This is a genomic window from Westiellopsis prolifica IICB1, from assembly GCF_004323185.1.
Lineage (GTDB): Bacteria > Cyanobacteriota > Cyanobacteriia > Cyanobacteriales > Nostocaceae > Pelatocladus > Pelatocladus prolificus_A.
Genome location: NZ_NAPS01000001.1, coordinates 2,060,502 through 2,077,198 on the forward strand (window position 1 = coordinate 2,060,502; position 16,697 = coordinate 2,077,198).

The 16,697-nt window shown below is 40.1% G+C and carries 13 protein-coding genes and 1 pseudogene; 5 read left to right on the forward strand and 9 right to left on the reverse strand.

Features of this window, described 5'->3' with window-relative positions; genetic code table 11:
* Positions 1 to 79: 79 nt before the first annotated feature.
* Positions 80 to 715 carry a uracil phosphoribosyltransferase gene (gene upp, locus B4U84_RS08765; protein ID WP_131117026.1) on the forward strand — a complete coding sequence of 212 codons (636 nt, stop codon included), beginning with the start codon at positions 80 to 82 and terminating at the stop codon, positions 713 to 715.
* A gap of 816 nt (positions 716 to 1,531) precedes the next feature.
* Positions 1,532 to 1,945: pseudogene (locus tag B4U84_RS08770) on the forward strand (Na-translocating system protein MpsC family protein); the annotation flags it as partial.
* A gap of 604 nt (positions 1,946 to 2,549) precedes the next feature.
* Here the strand turns inward: B4U84_RS08770 and B4U84_RS08775 are convergent.
* From B4U84_RS08775 to B4U84_RS08795, 5 genes are all read right to left on the reverse strand, one after another.
* Positions 2,550 to 3,095 (reverse strand): YqeG family HAD IIIA-type phosphatase, encoded by a 546-nt coding sequence (locus B4U84_RS08775; protein WP_017313742.1) that lies wholly within the window; start codon positions 3,093 to 3,095, stop codon positions 2,550 to 2,552.
* 276 nt (positions 3,096 to 3,371) lie between these two features.
* Entirely contained in the window at positions 3,372 to 3,944 is a 573-nt protein-coding gene (locus B4U84_RS08780; protein WP_131117032.1) for a DUF3727 domain-containing protein, read from the reverse strand.
* 212 nt (positions 3,945 to 4,156) lie between these two features.
* Entirely contained in the window at positions 4,157 to 4,687 is a 531-nt protein-coding gene (gene ruvX / locus B4U84_RS08785) for a Holliday junction resolvase RuvX (RefSeq protein WP_510650799.1), read from the reverse strand.
* A gap of 4 nt (positions 4,688 to 4,691) precedes the next feature.
* The gene (locus B4U84_RS08790; protein ID WP_017313739.1) at positions 4,692 to 5,954 is read right to left on the reverse strand and encodes a GNAT family N-acetyltransferase; all 1,263 of its coding nucleotides are present in this window, start codon (positions 5,952 to 5,954) and stop codon (positions 4,692 to 4,694) included.
* Positions 5,955 to 6,151: 197 nt separating this feature from the next.
* Positions 6,152 to 6,355 carry a hypothetical protein gene (locus tag B4U84_RS08795; protein WP_016858555.1) on the reverse strand — a complete coding sequence of 68 codons (204 nt, stop codon included), beginning with the start codon at positions 6,353 to 6,355 and terminating at the stop codon, positions 6,152 to 6,154.
* Between the two features lie 529 nt (positions 6,356 to 6,884).
* Here B4U84_RS08795 and B4U84_RS08800 point away from each other — a divergent pair.
* Positions 6,885 to 8,972, forward strand: coding sequence for a sensor histidine kinase (locus B4U84_RS08800; RefSeq protein ID WP_017313738.1), 2,088 nt, complete (start codon positions 6,885 to 6,887; stop codon positions 8,970 to 8,972).
* A gap of 103 nt (positions 8,973 to 9,075) precedes the next feature.
* Here B4U84_RS08800 and B4U84_RS08805 read toward each other — a convergent pair whose 3' ends face one another.
* Positions 9,076 to 9,459, reverse strand: coding sequence for a hypothetical protein (locus B4U84_RS08805; protein ID WP_131117035.1), 384 nt, complete (start codon positions 9,457 to 9,459; stop codon positions 9,076 to 9,078).
* 543 nt (positions 9,460 to 10,002) lie between these two features.
* Here B4U84_RS08805 and B4U84_RS08810 point away from each other — a divergent pair.
* The gene (locus B4U84_RS08810) at positions 10,003 to 10,896 is read left to right on the forward strand and encodes a phosphodiester glycosidase family protein (RefSeq protein WP_131117038.1); all 894 of its coding nucleotides are present in this window, start codon (positions 10,003 to 10,005) and stop codon (positions 10,894 to 10,896) included.
* Between the two features lie 87 nt (positions 10,897 to 10,983).
* On the opposite strand, the gene B4U84_RS08815 is transcribed toward B4U84_RS08810, so the two are convergent.
* Positions 10,984 to 12,339: a (Fe-S)-binding protein gene (locus tag B4U84_RS08815; protein ID WP_131117041.1), complete on the reverse strand. Its 1,356-nt coding sequence runs from the start codon at positions 12,337 to 12,339 to the stop codon at positions 10,984 to 10,986.
* A 53-nt stretch (positions 12,340 to 12,392) separates the two neighbouring features.
* Positions 12,393 to 13,694 (reverse strand): FAD-binding oxidoreductase, encoded by a 1,302-nt coding sequence (locus B4U84_RS08820; protein WP_131117044.1) that lies wholly within the window; start codon positions 13,692 to 13,694, stop codon positions 12,393 to 12,395.
* A gap of 131 nt (positions 13,695 to 13,825) precedes the next feature.
* Between B4U84_RS08820 and B4U84_RS08825 the strand changes: the two genes are divergently transcribed.
* Positions 13,826 to 14,359: a pentapeptide repeat-containing protein gene (locus tag B4U84_RS08825; RefSeq protein ID WP_035115406.1), complete on the forward strand. Its 534-nt coding sequence runs from the start codon at positions 13,826 to 13,828 to the stop codon at positions 14,357 to 14,359.
* Between the two features lie 215 nt (positions 14,360 to 14,574).
* Here B4U84_RS08825 and typA read toward each other — a convergent pair whose 3' ends face one another.
* The gene (gene typA / locus B4U84_RS08830; protein WP_044447596.1) at positions 14,575 to 16,365 is read right to left on the reverse strand and encodes a translational GTPase TypA; all 1,791 of its coding nucleotides are present in this window, start codon (positions 16,363 to 16,365) and stop codon (positions 14,575 to 14,577) included.
* Between the last annotated feature and the right edge of the window lie 332 nt (positions 16,366 to 16,697).

Consider the following 16,697-nt stretch of genomic DNA (forward strand, 5'->3'; position numbering starts at 1 on the left):
TCCCCGATTCCCGATCCCCGATCCCCGATTCCCGATCCCCAATCCCCGATCCCCAATCCCCGATCCCCAATCATTAAATATGGGAAATCAAGTAATACTAATTGAGCATCCATTAATTCAGCACAAACTGACGCTGATGCGTAAGGTTGAAACCAGTACGGCAAAATTTCGCTTTTTGTTGAAAGAAATTAGTATGTTGTTGGCATATGAGGTAACACGAGATTTAAAACTTAAATATGAACTAATTCAAACACCTCTAGGTCAAATGAATGCTCCTGTGCTTGCATCAGACAAAAAGCTGGTGATCATTTCTATTCAACGAGCAGGACAGGGAATTTTGGACGGAATGTTAGAACTGCTACCATCAGCACGAGTGGGACATATTGGTTTATACCGTGATCCCAAGACCTTGATTCCTGTAGAGTATTATTTCAAAGTTCCCCACGACATAGAAAAGCGAGATGTACTAATAGTCGATCCGATGCTAGCTACTGGGAATTCTGCTGTCGCAGCAGTGGAAAGACTCAAATCAACCAATCCGCGATCGCTCAAGTTTGTTTGCTTACTTGCTGCACCCGAAGGAATCGAACATTTCACCGAAGTACACCCCGATGTCCCTATATACACTGCGGCTATAGATGAAAAGTTGGATGATCATGGCTACATTATTCCCGGATTAGGAGACGCCGGAGATAGATTATTTGGAACCAAGTGAAGTGACAAAAACTTAGTGTGTAAGGGTATAAGGCAATACGCTCGGTGTTAAATCCACAATTTTTTTGTAGAGACCGTAAATTTACGGACTCTACAGACCAATTTTTTGTACTAAAAATCCTTAACACCAAGCGTATTGCCCTTGAACCCACTTTAAGTGGGTTTTGGCTCTTGAATTGCGCGAAAGAGGTAAAAAAAACCTACACCCTTACATCCACTTTCAATTCAGAAGGAAAAAATTAGCAGTCATTTCTTATGCTTTCTAATACCTACTTTAACAAGTTCATACGTAAAAAAAAAGCTCATTATGTATTCTATCTGCTTCCAAATTCACAGGAAATTGCTGTTTTAATATATTTATTTTTATACTTCTGATATGTAATTTTACTGTTAAAATGGTTTTTGTAATGAGTTTTTTGATACTATAACACTTTATTTATAACAAATGCTACGGTATTAAGTGTTGTTTAACTTAGAATCCACAAGGTGTTCATATTCGGCAAAACTATTAATATTTGTTATCTACTTCATTAACATTATTGATTTGATGAGTTGCGGGTGTTCAGATTCCCGACATCGCAAAAGTTGTCGGGGATCTATCACACTTCATGATTAATGTAGTCAAATCTTAATTGCCTTTTTTATGACCAATTATTCTTTGATGGTACAAGCCCCCAGATTTATCTGTGGGGTCAATCCAAAATTGGATGACTTCTAAACACTCTACTTATCAATACATATTATCAGGCAAAATTGGTTGACAATTTTTTGATATTTTATGTTTGATTTTTAGGCTTCTATCATATAGGAAATTAATATGTCAGTACCTACTATTGGACAATTAGAGAGAGAGATTTCTAATCGTATTCGTTCTCTGTATAATGTTGAACTTGGGTTACGTCCTAGTAAAATTAATTGTCATTTCTTCCATGGAGAATTAGCAATTACTCTAGAAAATGCTGTGAGTAAAATTGAGCAAGTTTTGATTAAATCTGGTTCTGATATCCTGGCTGAACAAGTAAGAATTGATATAGACAAAATTATCATTCCACAGATTCAGTATTTGATTGAAGAAGTGATTGGTAAACCCATTTTAGACCTAATTACCCACACAAATTTAACAAGTGGTCGAACTGGAATTATTGTTTTTATAGGAAATTTACCAGAAGTTCGCAATCCCCAAGCTATTCCCAAAGCTCATAAAAAAAAAGTAGCTGGCTTGAATAGCAATACATTAGACCCTGGTGAAAATAGTGTAGAGACGTTGCATTGCAACGTCTCTAGAAGGATTTTGGGTAACGCATAGCTAATTATCACCAAATGTCTATCAGGACTTATGTAAGATGTGACCGAAAACTTTATTCTTGCGTAGCGGTAATTCATGAATTACCGCAAATGCGCGTTATGTTTTGCGTAAGTCCTGTCTATTTTAAATATAGTTAATAGTTGATGATTGATGGTTGGTAGCGCCAAATTATTTGGGTGCGGGATGTTGTTGCTCATCAAATCTATCGAACTCACGTTAATTTTGTATTGATTTGCATAAAATTGTAACGTTTTTAAACGCAGAGAAATACGGCGTCTAGAGCATACACTTGTATAAATTAGTACTAATAAGTCAAGTTATATATTTAGGTATCTAATGATTAAATTAATCACTGTAAACAAAGCGCTAGTCCATACAGTGAATACAGACTAGCGCTTTATTTATATATAACCTTTTGTTATTTTTAGGGTCTTTATTTTGCTGACCCCAATGTTATCTATACTTATGATCCCCCATTTTTGTAGTAAACAGAGTTTTTTTAATTTTTTCTTTAGATTTACTTTCCTGACTATTTGTGAAGGTTTGTAAATCTACGTTTTTTAGGGCTTATGGAAGCTCCCATGACTTCGGATACCCAAACTTCAAAGTTGCGGATTGGATGGGAGCGCAAAGCAATATCAGGATGAACAATTGGTTCAACCAAAATGGTAAACATTCCTAGACGATTACCAGCTAAGACATCGGTAAATAAGCGATCGCCAACCATTGCGACTTGTTTTGCAGGTAAGTTCATCGCACTGAGCGCAGCTCTAATCTTACGTCGCGAGGGTTTAGCAGCACCCAAGTAGTAAGGTAAATCCAAAGAACGAGCAATATTACCTATGCGGACTTCACTTAAGTTATTGCTGACAAGATATAGGGTTGCTACCTGACGAATTTCCTGAACCCATTGTTGTAGTTCTGCTGAAGTCGATACTACTTTGATTGGTACTAATGTTTCATCTACATCCAACACCAGACCCTTCAGCCCATATTGTTGTATGATGTCGGGTGTGAGATTCAACACTGAACCTTCCAAAATTAAGTCAGGCTGTAAGAGTTTATTCCAGCGCATAGTCAGTTAGAAGTCAATGGTCAATGGTCAATGGTCAATGGTCAATGGTCAATGGTCAATGGTCAAGGGTCAAGGGTCAAGGGTCAATGATCAATGATCAATGGTCATTAGTAAATAACTCTTGACTATGGACACTGGACTATAGGCACATTTCTATGCAATAACCAAAACATTTGGCAAAAGTCCTGCCAAATGCTTTAGCTTGTAGTTAATAATAATTAAAAATTCCTGATGTAGAAATTAAGCATGACCTTCTTTTGTTTTGAATTTTTAATTTTATTCAACTTCATTAAACAAATGTTCTTCTAACAACGGTTGCACCTGACGGAATTCTTCTGGAGAGAGTAATTCTGGTTTACCAGTTTTAGATATGCGTGCAAAAAATAGCAGTGGATCAAGGGGAGTATAAATCGCGTACTCCTGATCTTCATGGTAAAAGCTGGCTAGCAATTGTAATTGCTCTGGTTCTAAATCTGACTGTTCGTCTTCGATTTCTAAAGTGAACAGTTCTGATTCTTCTGCTGGGGGTAATTCACCTGCAACAGTTAAAGCATAAGCTGTATTCTTAAGAATGAGATTTTGTTCTGATAGCACAGCTTGGGCAGTGCTAAAAATTTGCTCGATAGTAGTATCATCTTCTACAAGAACAGCCTCTTCTTCTTCCTCTTCACCTTGCCAAGCAAAGATTTCTACAGGTGAGTCAACCGGTAGTAGCAAAAAGTAGCCTTGTCCATCAACTTCAAGTGAATGCTCAATATAACATTCGAGCGATCGCCCTTTATCATCGCTCAAAGTAATAGTTCCAGCATGTTCGCGTTCGTGTTCGTCAGAAAAATAAGAAAAAGACATAGCCGAGATATAAACTGTATGACTACCAGCTATTTTATCGATGGGAAAAGAGGAAGGAGATTAAGGATTAGGTATAAGAGATTGAGGATAGGAAGTGAAATACCCATTCCCCGTTTCCCGTTAAGAGTTTCCTGTTTCTTTCAATTCTTTCCTACCTTGGCTGGTTAACAGATTTCAGAATATCATGGGACAAGCTATGCTTACTCAGCAGATCATTCTGTTGCTTGTAAGCTAGTTCGCCGTGTATCCAACCATTGCTGTAATATTAAAGCTGCGGCCTTACGGTCAATCAAAGCTTTATGACGTGATGGAGAACGATTTTCAGCTAAAATCAACTGCTCTGCTTGAAAAGAAGTTAATCGTTCGTCTACGTATTCCACAGGTAAGTGCAGAGCTTTGCTTAGTCGTGTAGCAAACTTTTGCACTTGTTTGGCTTGGAATCCCAAAGAACCGTCCATTGAATAAGGTAAACCCACGACTAAAACTTCTACTTCTCGTTCTTTAATTAATTTTTGTATCTGTTCTACATCTTGTTGAAAAGATGTGCGTTCGACAGTAGTAATTCCAGTGGCTATTAAGCCTAGGCGATCGCACCCCGCCACACCAATTCGTTTACGACCAACATCTAATCCTAAAGCAGAAACATATTTAGAACTAGAGTAAGACACAGAAGTTAAATTCCTGTCTTCTCCCCCATGTCCTCCATGTCCCCCGTGTCCTCCTTGTCCCTGTCCAATATCCACAGCACTACTCCTGCTGTCCATCAACTGAATCTGGCTGACAAAATGGCTCTACAACGTGAGAGTTTTTGCTAGAAAAAGAAATATTTTCTTTTGATGGATTCGGTTGGGTTGATCTATCTGGAGAAGTTGGCTTATGTTGTGGTAGCCATGACATTCCCCCTGGTATGGGTTTGCGTGCAGGTTGCAAACCTTGTAGTACTTCAGGTAACTGAATTCCTTCCAAAGAGACAAATTTCGATTCTCGGACTTTATGCCACACCGAGCGAGACATAATAAGAGTGTGTTCTATGCGACTTGCTCCAATTTGTTCTAAATACTCTTCTCCCTCTGGTTGATAGTCCGCCGAAGCTAGTTGCAAAGGTTGCTGGGGAAAATCCTGAGAAATTCGAGCAAGTTGAGTCAACAGTTCTGGATACAGCCAAGTATATGCTGGGTGAACTGCTAGCGTCGCCATGTGTGGTTCTTCACCTTTGCGGTCTAAAGTAATCTGAAAATAACCGATCGCTGCTTTACGTTGAGGTTCAAATACATAACCGCTTACCACTTCGGTTTTTGTCACCCATTGCTTCACAGCATCAACCAAAGCGCCAAATAGGTTGGTTTTAAAGTCATCGGTTTGGCGATCAAAGACCTGGCGTACCAAAGGTGGCATTGATGCTGTATCTAATTGATATAGCAGTTGAGCATCAGCGTTACTGATGGGTAGCATATTTGGCAAGTCAGGGTTAACCTGTGCCAATTCAGACAACAGTTCTGGTTTAATTTCCCAATAAGTCATTTCAGCCAGACGCTGAAAACCATTTTGCCGATACAGCGCTAGTGCTTCTGTATCATTAATGTTGACTTCTAGTATCCAAGTACGAGCTTCTAAAATTGACTCAAAACAGTAACGCAAAAGCTGCGAACCAATTCCTTGCTTATCAGCAGCCCGTTCTAAGATTACCCGATCTACACGCCAAGTACTACGCGTACGATTAAATGGCGAGACTTGGATCATTCCTAAGAGCGATCGCCCCTGTTCTGCTACATATCCACAGAAAATATACTGTAGTGGATTTGGAAACCAACTTAAAAATCTCAACAATCCATACCAGCGGCGCAGCCATTGCATTTGCCGCATAGCAAAATCGGCTCCTTTTCTGGTTTTAGCTGCGAATGAATCCAGAGCTATACGTCCAATACCGTCCAAGTCTCGATGTTGGATAGGTCGGATAACAATGCTAAGATTCTTCTGAAGTAATGAAGTCATTTTCATTCGAGCCGCCATAGCGCCTTAATTAAACAGAAACAGAGGTACTGCTGCATTAATATTAACGGCTTTCCACCCCTTTCTATTGTTCCAAAAGAGTGATTTTCACAACTCAATATTAAAAAGCAGACTAGTTGATGACTACATTAGCCTGGACTCAACAAGTTCTGCTTTGATTTTAGTTAAGTTTTATTGAAGATTTGTATGGATTTGAATTAGATAACTCGGCGAGAAATTAGTTTTTCAAAATTTGCTTGGGTTTGATGTAGCAATTGCTCTCGGCTGTCTACCTGTGTCTGCTTCAGCGTTGGAACCAGATTGCGAGCTTGCAGAGCCATGTGCATTTGGAGGTGGGCAACATATTCACTAAAGTCTTCTTCAACGACTACGCCTGTATCCTTGAGGAACTGTGATTCCATCGCCACTGTGTTCTCCTTTGTTTGTTAATCCCTATTAATCGATTCACTTTTTCAAAACTTATCACGTTGTTTTACTTCACTTCTTAATTTGCAATGAAGTTTAACTAAAAATAGTCAATGGTCATTTGTCATTTGTTATTTGTCATTGGACATGAATCAGTTAACAGTTTATTTTGATAACTAATAACTGACAACTGACAAGTCTCCCGTGTCCTCCTTGTCTCTCTTATGCTCATTATCCGTATTTTTGTATTTATTTATACTTTAAATTTGCTCTGGTTTCCCGTAAGTTTGACAGCAAAATCATTTTTGCAATATTATTTAAGACTTAATTGATTAAAGTATAAAAATTAATTTTGGAATTCATAATTTATTTAACTCAATTAAGTACTCAAGGCTACAAAATAAGCCATTTGTATAACAACAGTAACAAAATTTAAGTAAAAAAATAACAATCAAAAAGGTTGGAGTTCGTCTCTATGACTCATAACGACTATGCTTACTAGCGCTGATTAATACTAATACCCAAATGCCATTCTTCAGCTTTTTCAACCAAAGTACTGAGCAACAAGCTTACCGCCAAACAGTGGGACGGGGTGTGAAGTTGCAACCGAGTTACTCAAAACTACCTTTAAGCCAAAGAATTATCATGCCGTTTATGCTGGTGTTCTTTAGCATTATGGTGATAGCAGTAATTAGCTTTGCTTTTTGGTTTACCAACGCTATGGAATACCAAATGAAAAATTCTGTTGCATCAAGTGCAGCAGTTATTTTGCAGGAATTGCAAACCGAAAAACAACACTTGGGTTCTTGGGTACGGTTGATAGCAGAACGAAATGATGTACGTACGGCGCTGGAACAGAAAGATACTTCCACACTGCTAAAAATACTAGTTTCACATCAGACTAATTTAGAAGTAGATCTGATCAAGGTTGTCAATCAAAATGGTGGAGTAGTGCTAGATCTCAGACAGCCAAAATTAGATAAGTCAAACTTAGAAGATCGAACAAGTATTTCCCAGGCACTTGCTGGGATGTATCCTTTAGATGTGGTAAATCTTCAAAAACAACGAGGACAAAAGCAGTTAGTTTTGGTGGGTACAGCTCCTATTAAGTCCAACGAAGAGGAAGTGATTGGTGCAATTGAAATTGGTATTCTCATCAATAACGAGTTACTCAAAAGTCTAATTGCAGCGGAAGATGAGTACTTAATTGCCTTAAACAAAGATAAAACCGTTGTTGTTTCTACACTCACAGCAGTCACAAATAAAAATTGGCAATTACCATCTACTACTATTCCACCAACACGTATTTTGCTCACAAATAGGCACTACATTGCCAAAAGTATTTCTATTTCAGGATTGAGCAATACTTCTTTGACAATTGTATTGCTAAAGTCTCTTGTTGATCTCAACCATACAGTACAGTACTTATGGTTAAGACTGTGGGGTTTTTTCTTACTGGGGGGTTTGATTTGTACCTTGGTGGGTAAGAATATCGCATTGAATATTTCCGGGCCTTTATTGAATGTAGCAAGAGTAGCTCAAAAAGCCACTCAAGAAGGAAATTTTGATTTGCAGGCTCCTGTAACTAGGAATGATGAAGTCGGAATTTTAGCGACTTCTCTCAATAGTTTGATTCGTCGAGTTGCAGAGTACACTCAAGAATTAGAACAAGCTCGTACAACTTTAGAAAAACGAGTTGAAGAACGCACTCACCAACTTTTACAAAAAAATCAGGAATTAAATTTAGCTTACGATCAACTTAGTTACGCTATTCAAGAACTCCAACAAACTCAAGCACAGTTGATTCAAACTGAAAAAATGTCTTCACTGGGTAACATGGTTGCAGGAGTTGCCCATGAAATCAATAATCCGATTAGTTTTATATATGGCAATATTACCTATGCCAAGGAATATATTGAACAATTATTAGAATTACTGAATTTGTACAGAAACGAATATCCTCAACCAACTAGTGTAATTCAAAATCGTCTAGAACAGATAGAACTAGATTATATTAGCCAAGATTTGCCAAAAATTTTAACCTCCATGAAAATGGGATCGCAGAGAATTAGAGAAATTGTTTTGTCTTTAAGAAATTTCTCGCGTTTGGATGAATCTGAGAAGAAAGCTGTGAATATTCACGAAGGAATTGATAGTACTTTCTTGATTCTCAATCATCGCCTGAAAGAAAAAATTCAAGTTATCAAAGAATATGAAATCTTACCATCTATTGAGTGTTATCCAGCACAATTAAATCAGGTATTTTTGAATATTATTAGTAATGCAATTGATGCTTTAGAAGAGGCATTTTTTCATAAATCATCATTAGAAGAAAATAAAACTAATCCCCAAATTTTAATTCATACTAACAAGGTTGCAGGTAATCGTATTGACGTAAGAATTACAGATAATGGTTGTGGAATTGAGCCAAAAAATCAAGATAAAATCTTTGATCCCTTTTTCACTACAAAAGAGGTGGGTAAAGGGACTGGGTTAGGATTGTGGATTTGTTATCAGATTATTCAAAAGCATCAGGGTAAGATTGAAGTCAATTCTTTACTTGGGGAAGGAACTACTGTCACCGTGACACTTCCGCTTGTGCAAAAAGCATAAGTACGATCGCTTGTTTAATTCGATAAGAGTATGATCGCACCCCAGATCCCCGACTTTTGGAGAAAAGTCGGGGATCTTGTTTGGAATTTCTGGTTTCAATCTATCAAAATCCAAACCAATCACAATCTGTCGTAGTGTATGGTCTATATTCGTTAGGAACTATATTTTTTTGACCTGCAAACTTTCTTGCGTAATAACCATCCTCAAAACCACGTGCAAATTCACCACCAGCCGTACGTTCTTTGTACGCATTACCCTTTTTAGCACTCTCACGTCCTTGACGATAGCCATCAGCGTAAGCTTGAGGGTGATAGGCAGGGTCTTCATCAACCAACCATTGCGTTATAGGATAGCAGTAGTTTGGTCGGTAAAAAGGATATATATGATGATAGTCGTAACGCCCATGAGCTTGAGCTGATTGATTGTTGAAGAGAAAACTAGTAGCAGTTGTCAAAGCTACTAGACTTGTCATAATAATCTTGTTCATAATCTTAGTCTCCAGAGTTATATAACTCCTGGTACTTTTAAGATATCGAGCAGAATATTTCATTGACATCACCTATTAGGGTGAGCAAGAAAAATTTTAAAGCAGTTATACCATTTCACGTTAATAGCGATACATATGAATCTTGTACCAGACGTAGCATTGCTACGTCTGATACACACCTGTATTTGTATCAAGATTTTTGTGAAATGGTATTAGGTAAAGTCATAGAAACTAGACAAAATTTTTTGTGTCCTCAAAAAAGGAATTGTCAGTTAAATGATTTTCTGAGGTTAAGATTTTGCAGCGTTTGAAAGCAAAAATTGCTTCCACAAAAATTGCAGGAGATTATACGGTGAGCAGTCTGGGCAAAAAAAGGTTAGATGTGGCGATCGCAAATGTTTACTACTTCTTCTTTTTTTAAACAAACATAAGTAAGTCGGCGAGAATAAATATAACGCGAGTTACGAGTAAATATGCACCAAACCCTTACAAATGATAAATGACAAATGACTAATAAGCTTTATTTGTGCAGACTTACTTAATATGAAACAATACTTATTTGCTGCTGGTAGTGGCATACTTTTATTACCTTTAATACTTTATGGCGGACTCCATTTTTTACGCCCACCCCAGACTAATCAAAAACAAGTATTATTTCGTGGTATTTCCTATCAACGCCAATTCCGTTCCCAACCACGCCCAATCCTCATTCATATAGTCAGTATAGATTTAACTGCACCAGGCGTGAAACCACTGGTAACACCAGGAATCGCACCAGAACAAGGTTTAGAAACAAAAGCCCGCACCACCTCAGCATTTTTGCGTGAGTTCAAAGTGCAAGTAGCAATTAATGCTAGTTACTTCCATCACTTTGTCGAAAACACTCCTTGGGATTACTATCCTCATAGTGGTGATCCCTCCTATCCATTAGGCGAAGTAATTTCTCATGGTAATCGATATTCCAAACCCGAACCAGGATGGCGAGTATTGTGCTTTATGAACAACCGCGCCCAAATGCTAGATAGTGACGAATGTCCTAAAGGTACAATTCAAGGTGTTGCAGGAAGTCAAATATTAGTTGAAGGTGGTAAGCCAAAAGCCAAAAACCTACAACAACAAAACGATAAACCATATCCCCATGTGGCTGTAGCAATTGATCAACCAGGTAAAAAACTCTGGCTAATACTTGTTGATGGTAAACAACCTCTTTACAGCCAAGGAGTTACAAAAAAAGAGTTGGCTAATATTGCGATCGCACTAGGTGCAGATACAGCACTCAATTTTGACGGTGGTGGTTCTACTACATTAGTAGTAGCAAAAAACACCGGAGCGAAAGTATTAAACGCTCCCATACACACCAAAATACCAATGCGGGAGCGCCCTGTGGCTAATCATTTGGGTTTTTATGCAGAAGAGATCGGAGATATTAGACCCTAAATTAAAATTTGGGCTAAAAGCTAAAGTCGGTTCAAAACCGACTGACTCAGTTTTTAACTCATTTTAATTCTCGTTTCAAACTAAAATTCAAAATGATAACTTCTCACCTCGAATCGAATAATCTAACAACTCCATCGGATGCATAATCCCAACATCCTTCCCTTGTAACTCCAAATGCTTCTGAATCTGCAAACTACAACCCGGATTTGGTGAAGCAATCAAATCAGCACCAGTATCTAACAAATTCCTGACCTTTTGTTTACCCAACTCCTCAGCAACATCCGGTTGCAACATATTGTAAATCCCCGCACTACCGCAACATATCGCCGCATCTAAAGGTTCCTTCAACTTCACCCCTGGAATTTGCTGTAATAACTGACGCGGTTGCACACTAATCTTTTGTCCGTGTAACAAATGACAAGCATCTTGATAAACCAAATTCAGAGGTTTACTAGCCAAACTTGACAACTTTGTTGTTAACCCAACCGTTGCTAAAAACTCTTGTGCATCCCTTACCTTCGCCGCAAACTCTTTTGCTTTCTCCCGATACTCTAGATCATCCTCCAAAATATGCCCATACTCTTTCAAAGTATGACCACAGCCAGCAGCATTGATAATCACATAATCTACACCAGCATTAGCAAAACAATCAATCATCTGCCTAGCCAAAACCTTAGCTTGTTCAGTTTGTCCCTGGTGTTCCGGAAGCGCCGCACAACAACCTTGCGACTTAGGAATCACCACCTCACAACCATTCGCCGTCAACACCCGTACCGTAGCTTCATTCACAGGCGAGAAAAACAAACGTTGGACACAACCCAAAATCACCCCAACTCGATAACGCTTCTCACCCCGCGCCGGAATCACATCCGGTAAATTATCCTGAAAAGACCCTAGCGTAATCTCCGGTAAAATCGACTCCATCGCCGCCAACCGAGGCGAGAAATTCTTCAATAACCCAGTCGCCCGAAAAAACTTAGAAAAACCCAACCTCTGATAAACCAACAAAGGTACCAACAAAATCCTTAAAACATCAGGATTAGGAAACAAAGAAAATATTAACAGCCTAACCAACCGATCCGCCAAACCACGCGTATAATTCCTCTCAACCTGATGACGAGTCGCCGAAATCAACTTGTCATACTGTACCCCCGACGGACAAGTCGTCACACACGCCAAACAACCCAAACAAGAATCAAAATGCTGAACACTCGCCGTATTCAAAGCAATCTCACCCTCATTAATCGCATCCATTAAATAGATACGTCCCCTCGGAGAATCCATCTCCTTACCAATCACCCGATAACTCGGACAAGTCGAAAGACAAAACCCACAATGCACACAACTATCAATCAACTTCGGATCAGGCGGATTCTCCCCATCAAACCCCTTTAAATTCTTCAAACTCCCCGTCTCCCCCACAAAACCTTCCGAAACCTGCATATTCCTCTCCCCTCTTCTCTCTGCGTCCTCAGCGTCTCTGCGGTTCAATCAACCTAAATCCCACCCACAAAGCGACCAAAACTTAAAATACCCTTCTCATCAAACCGCAACTTAATCCGTCGCATGATCTCCCCAGCATTGCCAGTGTAACCCCACACATCCAACCTTTGCTTCACCCCCACAGGCCCAGTCAAAATCGTCAGAAACCCTCTATGATTTTCACAGAGCGATCGCATCTCCACCAACCCCTTCTCATCCTCAAACCGCAACACCCCCAAACCGCTACCAACATGAATCAAACCCTTTTGCGCCCGCTTTAAAACCTCAACCCCCGCAATTGGTAACACTCCTATTTTGCAAGTAATTGCCGACTCACCGCCACCAGAATGCATAGATTCTCGCAATCTTTCCCATAAATCAGCTTCATCAACCCCCCCATACATCCCCCCTTGCAAACCCAAATTTTGCCCAACTTCCACCAACCGATTTGACTGTTCCTTCACACTTTCAGCAATACTTTGGAACCTTGCAATCAACCCCATCCCCGTACCCAAACCCAACTCAGATATCAATTGCGTTGAAACTAAATCAGCCTGAGTAGGTGTTAACGCCGAACCACGTAGAATCGCCGCAGCTTGTGATATATCCTCCGCCCTACCCGTCAGTACAACCGTTGCAGAGATTTCCGGGATGGGGTAAACACGAAACGTCACTTGACTAATCACACCCAATGTGCCATATGAACCTGTAAACAACTTCATCAAGTCGTATCCAGCGACATTTTTCACCACTCGTCCCCCAGCTTTGGCGACCTGTCCATCAGCACGGACAAAAGTAATTCCTAATAATTGATCACGCACACTTCCGTAACGCTGTCTCAAAGAACCCGTGTCAGCAGTTGCAACAATTCCACCCAAAGTCCCTGATGCTCTGACTGGATCAAACGCGAGAAATTGGTTAGCTTTAGCTAAAATTGCTTGCAGTTGCGAGAACTTCATCCCCGCTTCTGCTGTCACCGTTAAATCACCAACAGCATGATCAATCAATTTATTCAGACGTTCTGTGCTAACTACAACATCAATCCCCTTAACTAACCCACCCCAACTGAGTTTACTACCACTACCACAAGGAAGAACACGCCATTTATTGCGGTTAGCCTCCCTCATCACCTCTGCTAGCTGTTCGGTAGTCTCAGGATAGACGATACAACTAGGCGGAGTTGGAGAAGATGTAGCCTGTAAAATAAATTGCTGCTGAGATGGTGCTAAATTTTCCCAAGGATAGAAACCATTTTCACCAACGATAGATGCAAGACTAGAAATACGGTTACGCAAGGGGACTTGTTCGCTAGCCATTAACTTTAATCAATGTTTGTCTCCATGAAATACTGTACCTCAGACTCTTATGCACCGCTACTTGGTATTTGCACATTCTGCCTTCTTGTAATAATGATAATTGTGGTGCTAATGGATGCAGGGTAAAGGTCATGAGAAGAATGAATGTTGAACAGTTGCTGAGAAGATATGATACTGGGGAAAGAGATTTTACCGGAGTTGAAATTATTGAATTTAGACTGAGACATTTGACTGAAATCAACTTGAGTGGAGGTGATTTTAGATATGCTAATTTGCAAAAATTAGTTCGCCATACCGAAGGCATAAAATTAAATTTTAGTGGTGCAAACTTACGCGGTTTGAATTTAGAATATGCTCATTTTGAACATGCAAATTTCCAAAAAGCTGATTTAAGTTACACAGATATGTGGTGTGCAGCACTTCATGCTGCTGATTTAAGTGATGCTGATTTAAGTGGAGCCAAATTACATGAAGCTGTTTTTTATAAAGTGAATTTGAGTCGAGCAAATTTTAGCGGCGCTCATTTGCTAGATACTCATTTTGATTATGCTGATTTGACTGAAGCAAATTTTAGTTATGCGCGCAAAGTTAACTTTGGCAATGCTTATTTACAAGATACGATTATGCCTGATGGCAGTATTGGTAATGTTTCTAGACAAATTTAATTAAGCCAGAACCCCGACTTTTGCAAAAAGTCGGGGTTTGAATATCTAAATATAAGTATTATATCAAGTTCGGATAATTAGTTATACTTCCCACAGTCATTGTACCCCACTCCTTAATCCCCTCCCCGCGTGCGGGGAGGGGAAGTTTTGGCGTTAGGCAAAACCGGGGTGGGCTTCAGAGGGAATCATAAGTAATCAGGCGAACTTGATATTACTTACCGTTTCGCTAACTTCTTCGCCATCTTCCGCAGACGAATTGACTGGGGTGTAACTTCCACCAATTCATCAGGGCCGATATATTCCAAAGCACGCTCTAAGCTCATTTCTACTGGTGCTTGCAACTGTACTAACTCGTCACCACTAGCAGCGCGGTGGTTAGTAAGCTGCTTGGTTTTGCAGACATTCAAATCTAAGTCTTGGGGACGGTTGTGTTCACCAACAATCATACCCTTGTAGACTTTTGTCCCTGGGGTGATAAAGAATACACCTCTATCTTCAGCGTTTCTCATAGCGTAGAAGGTAGAAACCCCTTCTTCAAAGGCAATCAGCACACCTTTGTTACGGGCTTCAATATCTCCACTGAGTGGGCGGTAATCTAGGAAACTGTGGTTCATGATTCCTTCGCCTCGTGTCATCCGCATGAATTCACCCCGGAATCCAATTAAACCACGAGCGGGAATGACAAACTCTAGTTGAGTACGTCCGTTACTACCGACTTGCATGTCTTGCATTTCACCGCGACGTTGTCCAAGGCGTTCGATACAACTACCAACACCATCTTCGGGAACGTCCAATACTAGGAGTTCATAAGGTTCACAGGGTTGACCATTAACTTCACGATAAATTACCTGTGGCTGAGATACTTGGAACTCGTAGCCTTCACGGCGCATGGTTTCGATTAAGATACCCAAGTGTAATTCACCACGACCGGAAACGAGGAATTTGTCAGGAGAGTCAGTTTCTTCGACGCGGAGGGCGACGTTAGTTTCTAGTTCACGGAAAAGGCGATCGCGTACTTGTCGAGATGTCACCAGTTTACCTTCTTGACCAGCAAAGGGTGAATCATTCACCCAGAAGGTCATTTGTAATGTTGGTTCATCGACTTTGATTAGTGGTAAAGCTTGGGGTTCGTTAGGATCAGTGATTGTTTCACCGATATTCGCATCAGCAAAACCAGCCACTGCCACAATATAACCAGCAGAAGCTTCTTCCATTTCAACTCGCTTCAAGCCTTCAAAGCCCATCAACTTAGTAATTTTGGCTTTGACAATGTTACCAGTTTCTGTTACCAAAGCCGCTTGTTGTCCCATCCGGATGACACCGTTGTGGATTCTACCAATGACAATCCGTCCCAGATATTCAGAATAATCGAGGGTGGTAACTTGCAACTGTAATGGCTTGTTGACATCCCCTACTGGTGGTGGAACATGACGCAAAATCGCATCAAATAGAGGTTGCATGTCCTTGGGTTCGTCATCCAAGTCATCTTTAGCGTAACCACTTAAACCAGAGGCGAACAAATAGGGGAAATCACATTGGTCTTCATCTGCACCCAGTTCGAGGAACAGGTCTAAGACTTTATCAATTGCGCCGTAGGGATCTGCTTGCGGACGGTCAATTTTATTGACGACGACAATCGGGCGGAGTCCTTTTTCTAAGGCTTTCTTCAATACAAAACGGGTTTGGGGCATCGGCCCTTCATTCGCATCTACAATCAGGATGCAACCGTCAACCATCCCAAGTACCCGTTCCACTTCGCCACCAAAGTCAGCGTGTCCGGGAGTGTCAACAATATTGATCAGCGTTTCTTTGTATTTAACAGCAGTATTCTTAGAAAGAATAGTAATCCCTCGTTCCCTTTCCAGGGCGTTGGAGTCCATGACGCAATCCGGAACGTCTTCCCCTTCACGGAAAATGCCGGATTGTTTGAGAAGAGCATCAACGAGGGTTGTTTTGCCGTGATCTACGTGGGCGATAATAGCGACGTTGCGGATTGGGAGCGTCATAATAAGCGCGTTCCAGTACTTTAAAAGGGTTACAGTTTATATATAGTGGTGGACTGCTTTAACAGAATTTGAGGGAAAATACAGATTCTGTAAATAAGCCTTAACAATTCTACAATTCTATCGTAATCTAAATTATTCCAAGGCAACAAAAAACCTTGAAACTAGCCGTTTGTAGTGAGGACTTCAGTCCTCTTGCATCGCTACTTTCACGGTTAGAGCCACTGACGACAAAATCCGTATACTTTGTTTGTGTAGCAGAATACTCTATAAATCAGAAATTATTTAACGTTTAGCAGCTTTGAAATTTGCTGCTTTGTCTCTATATCGTCCTT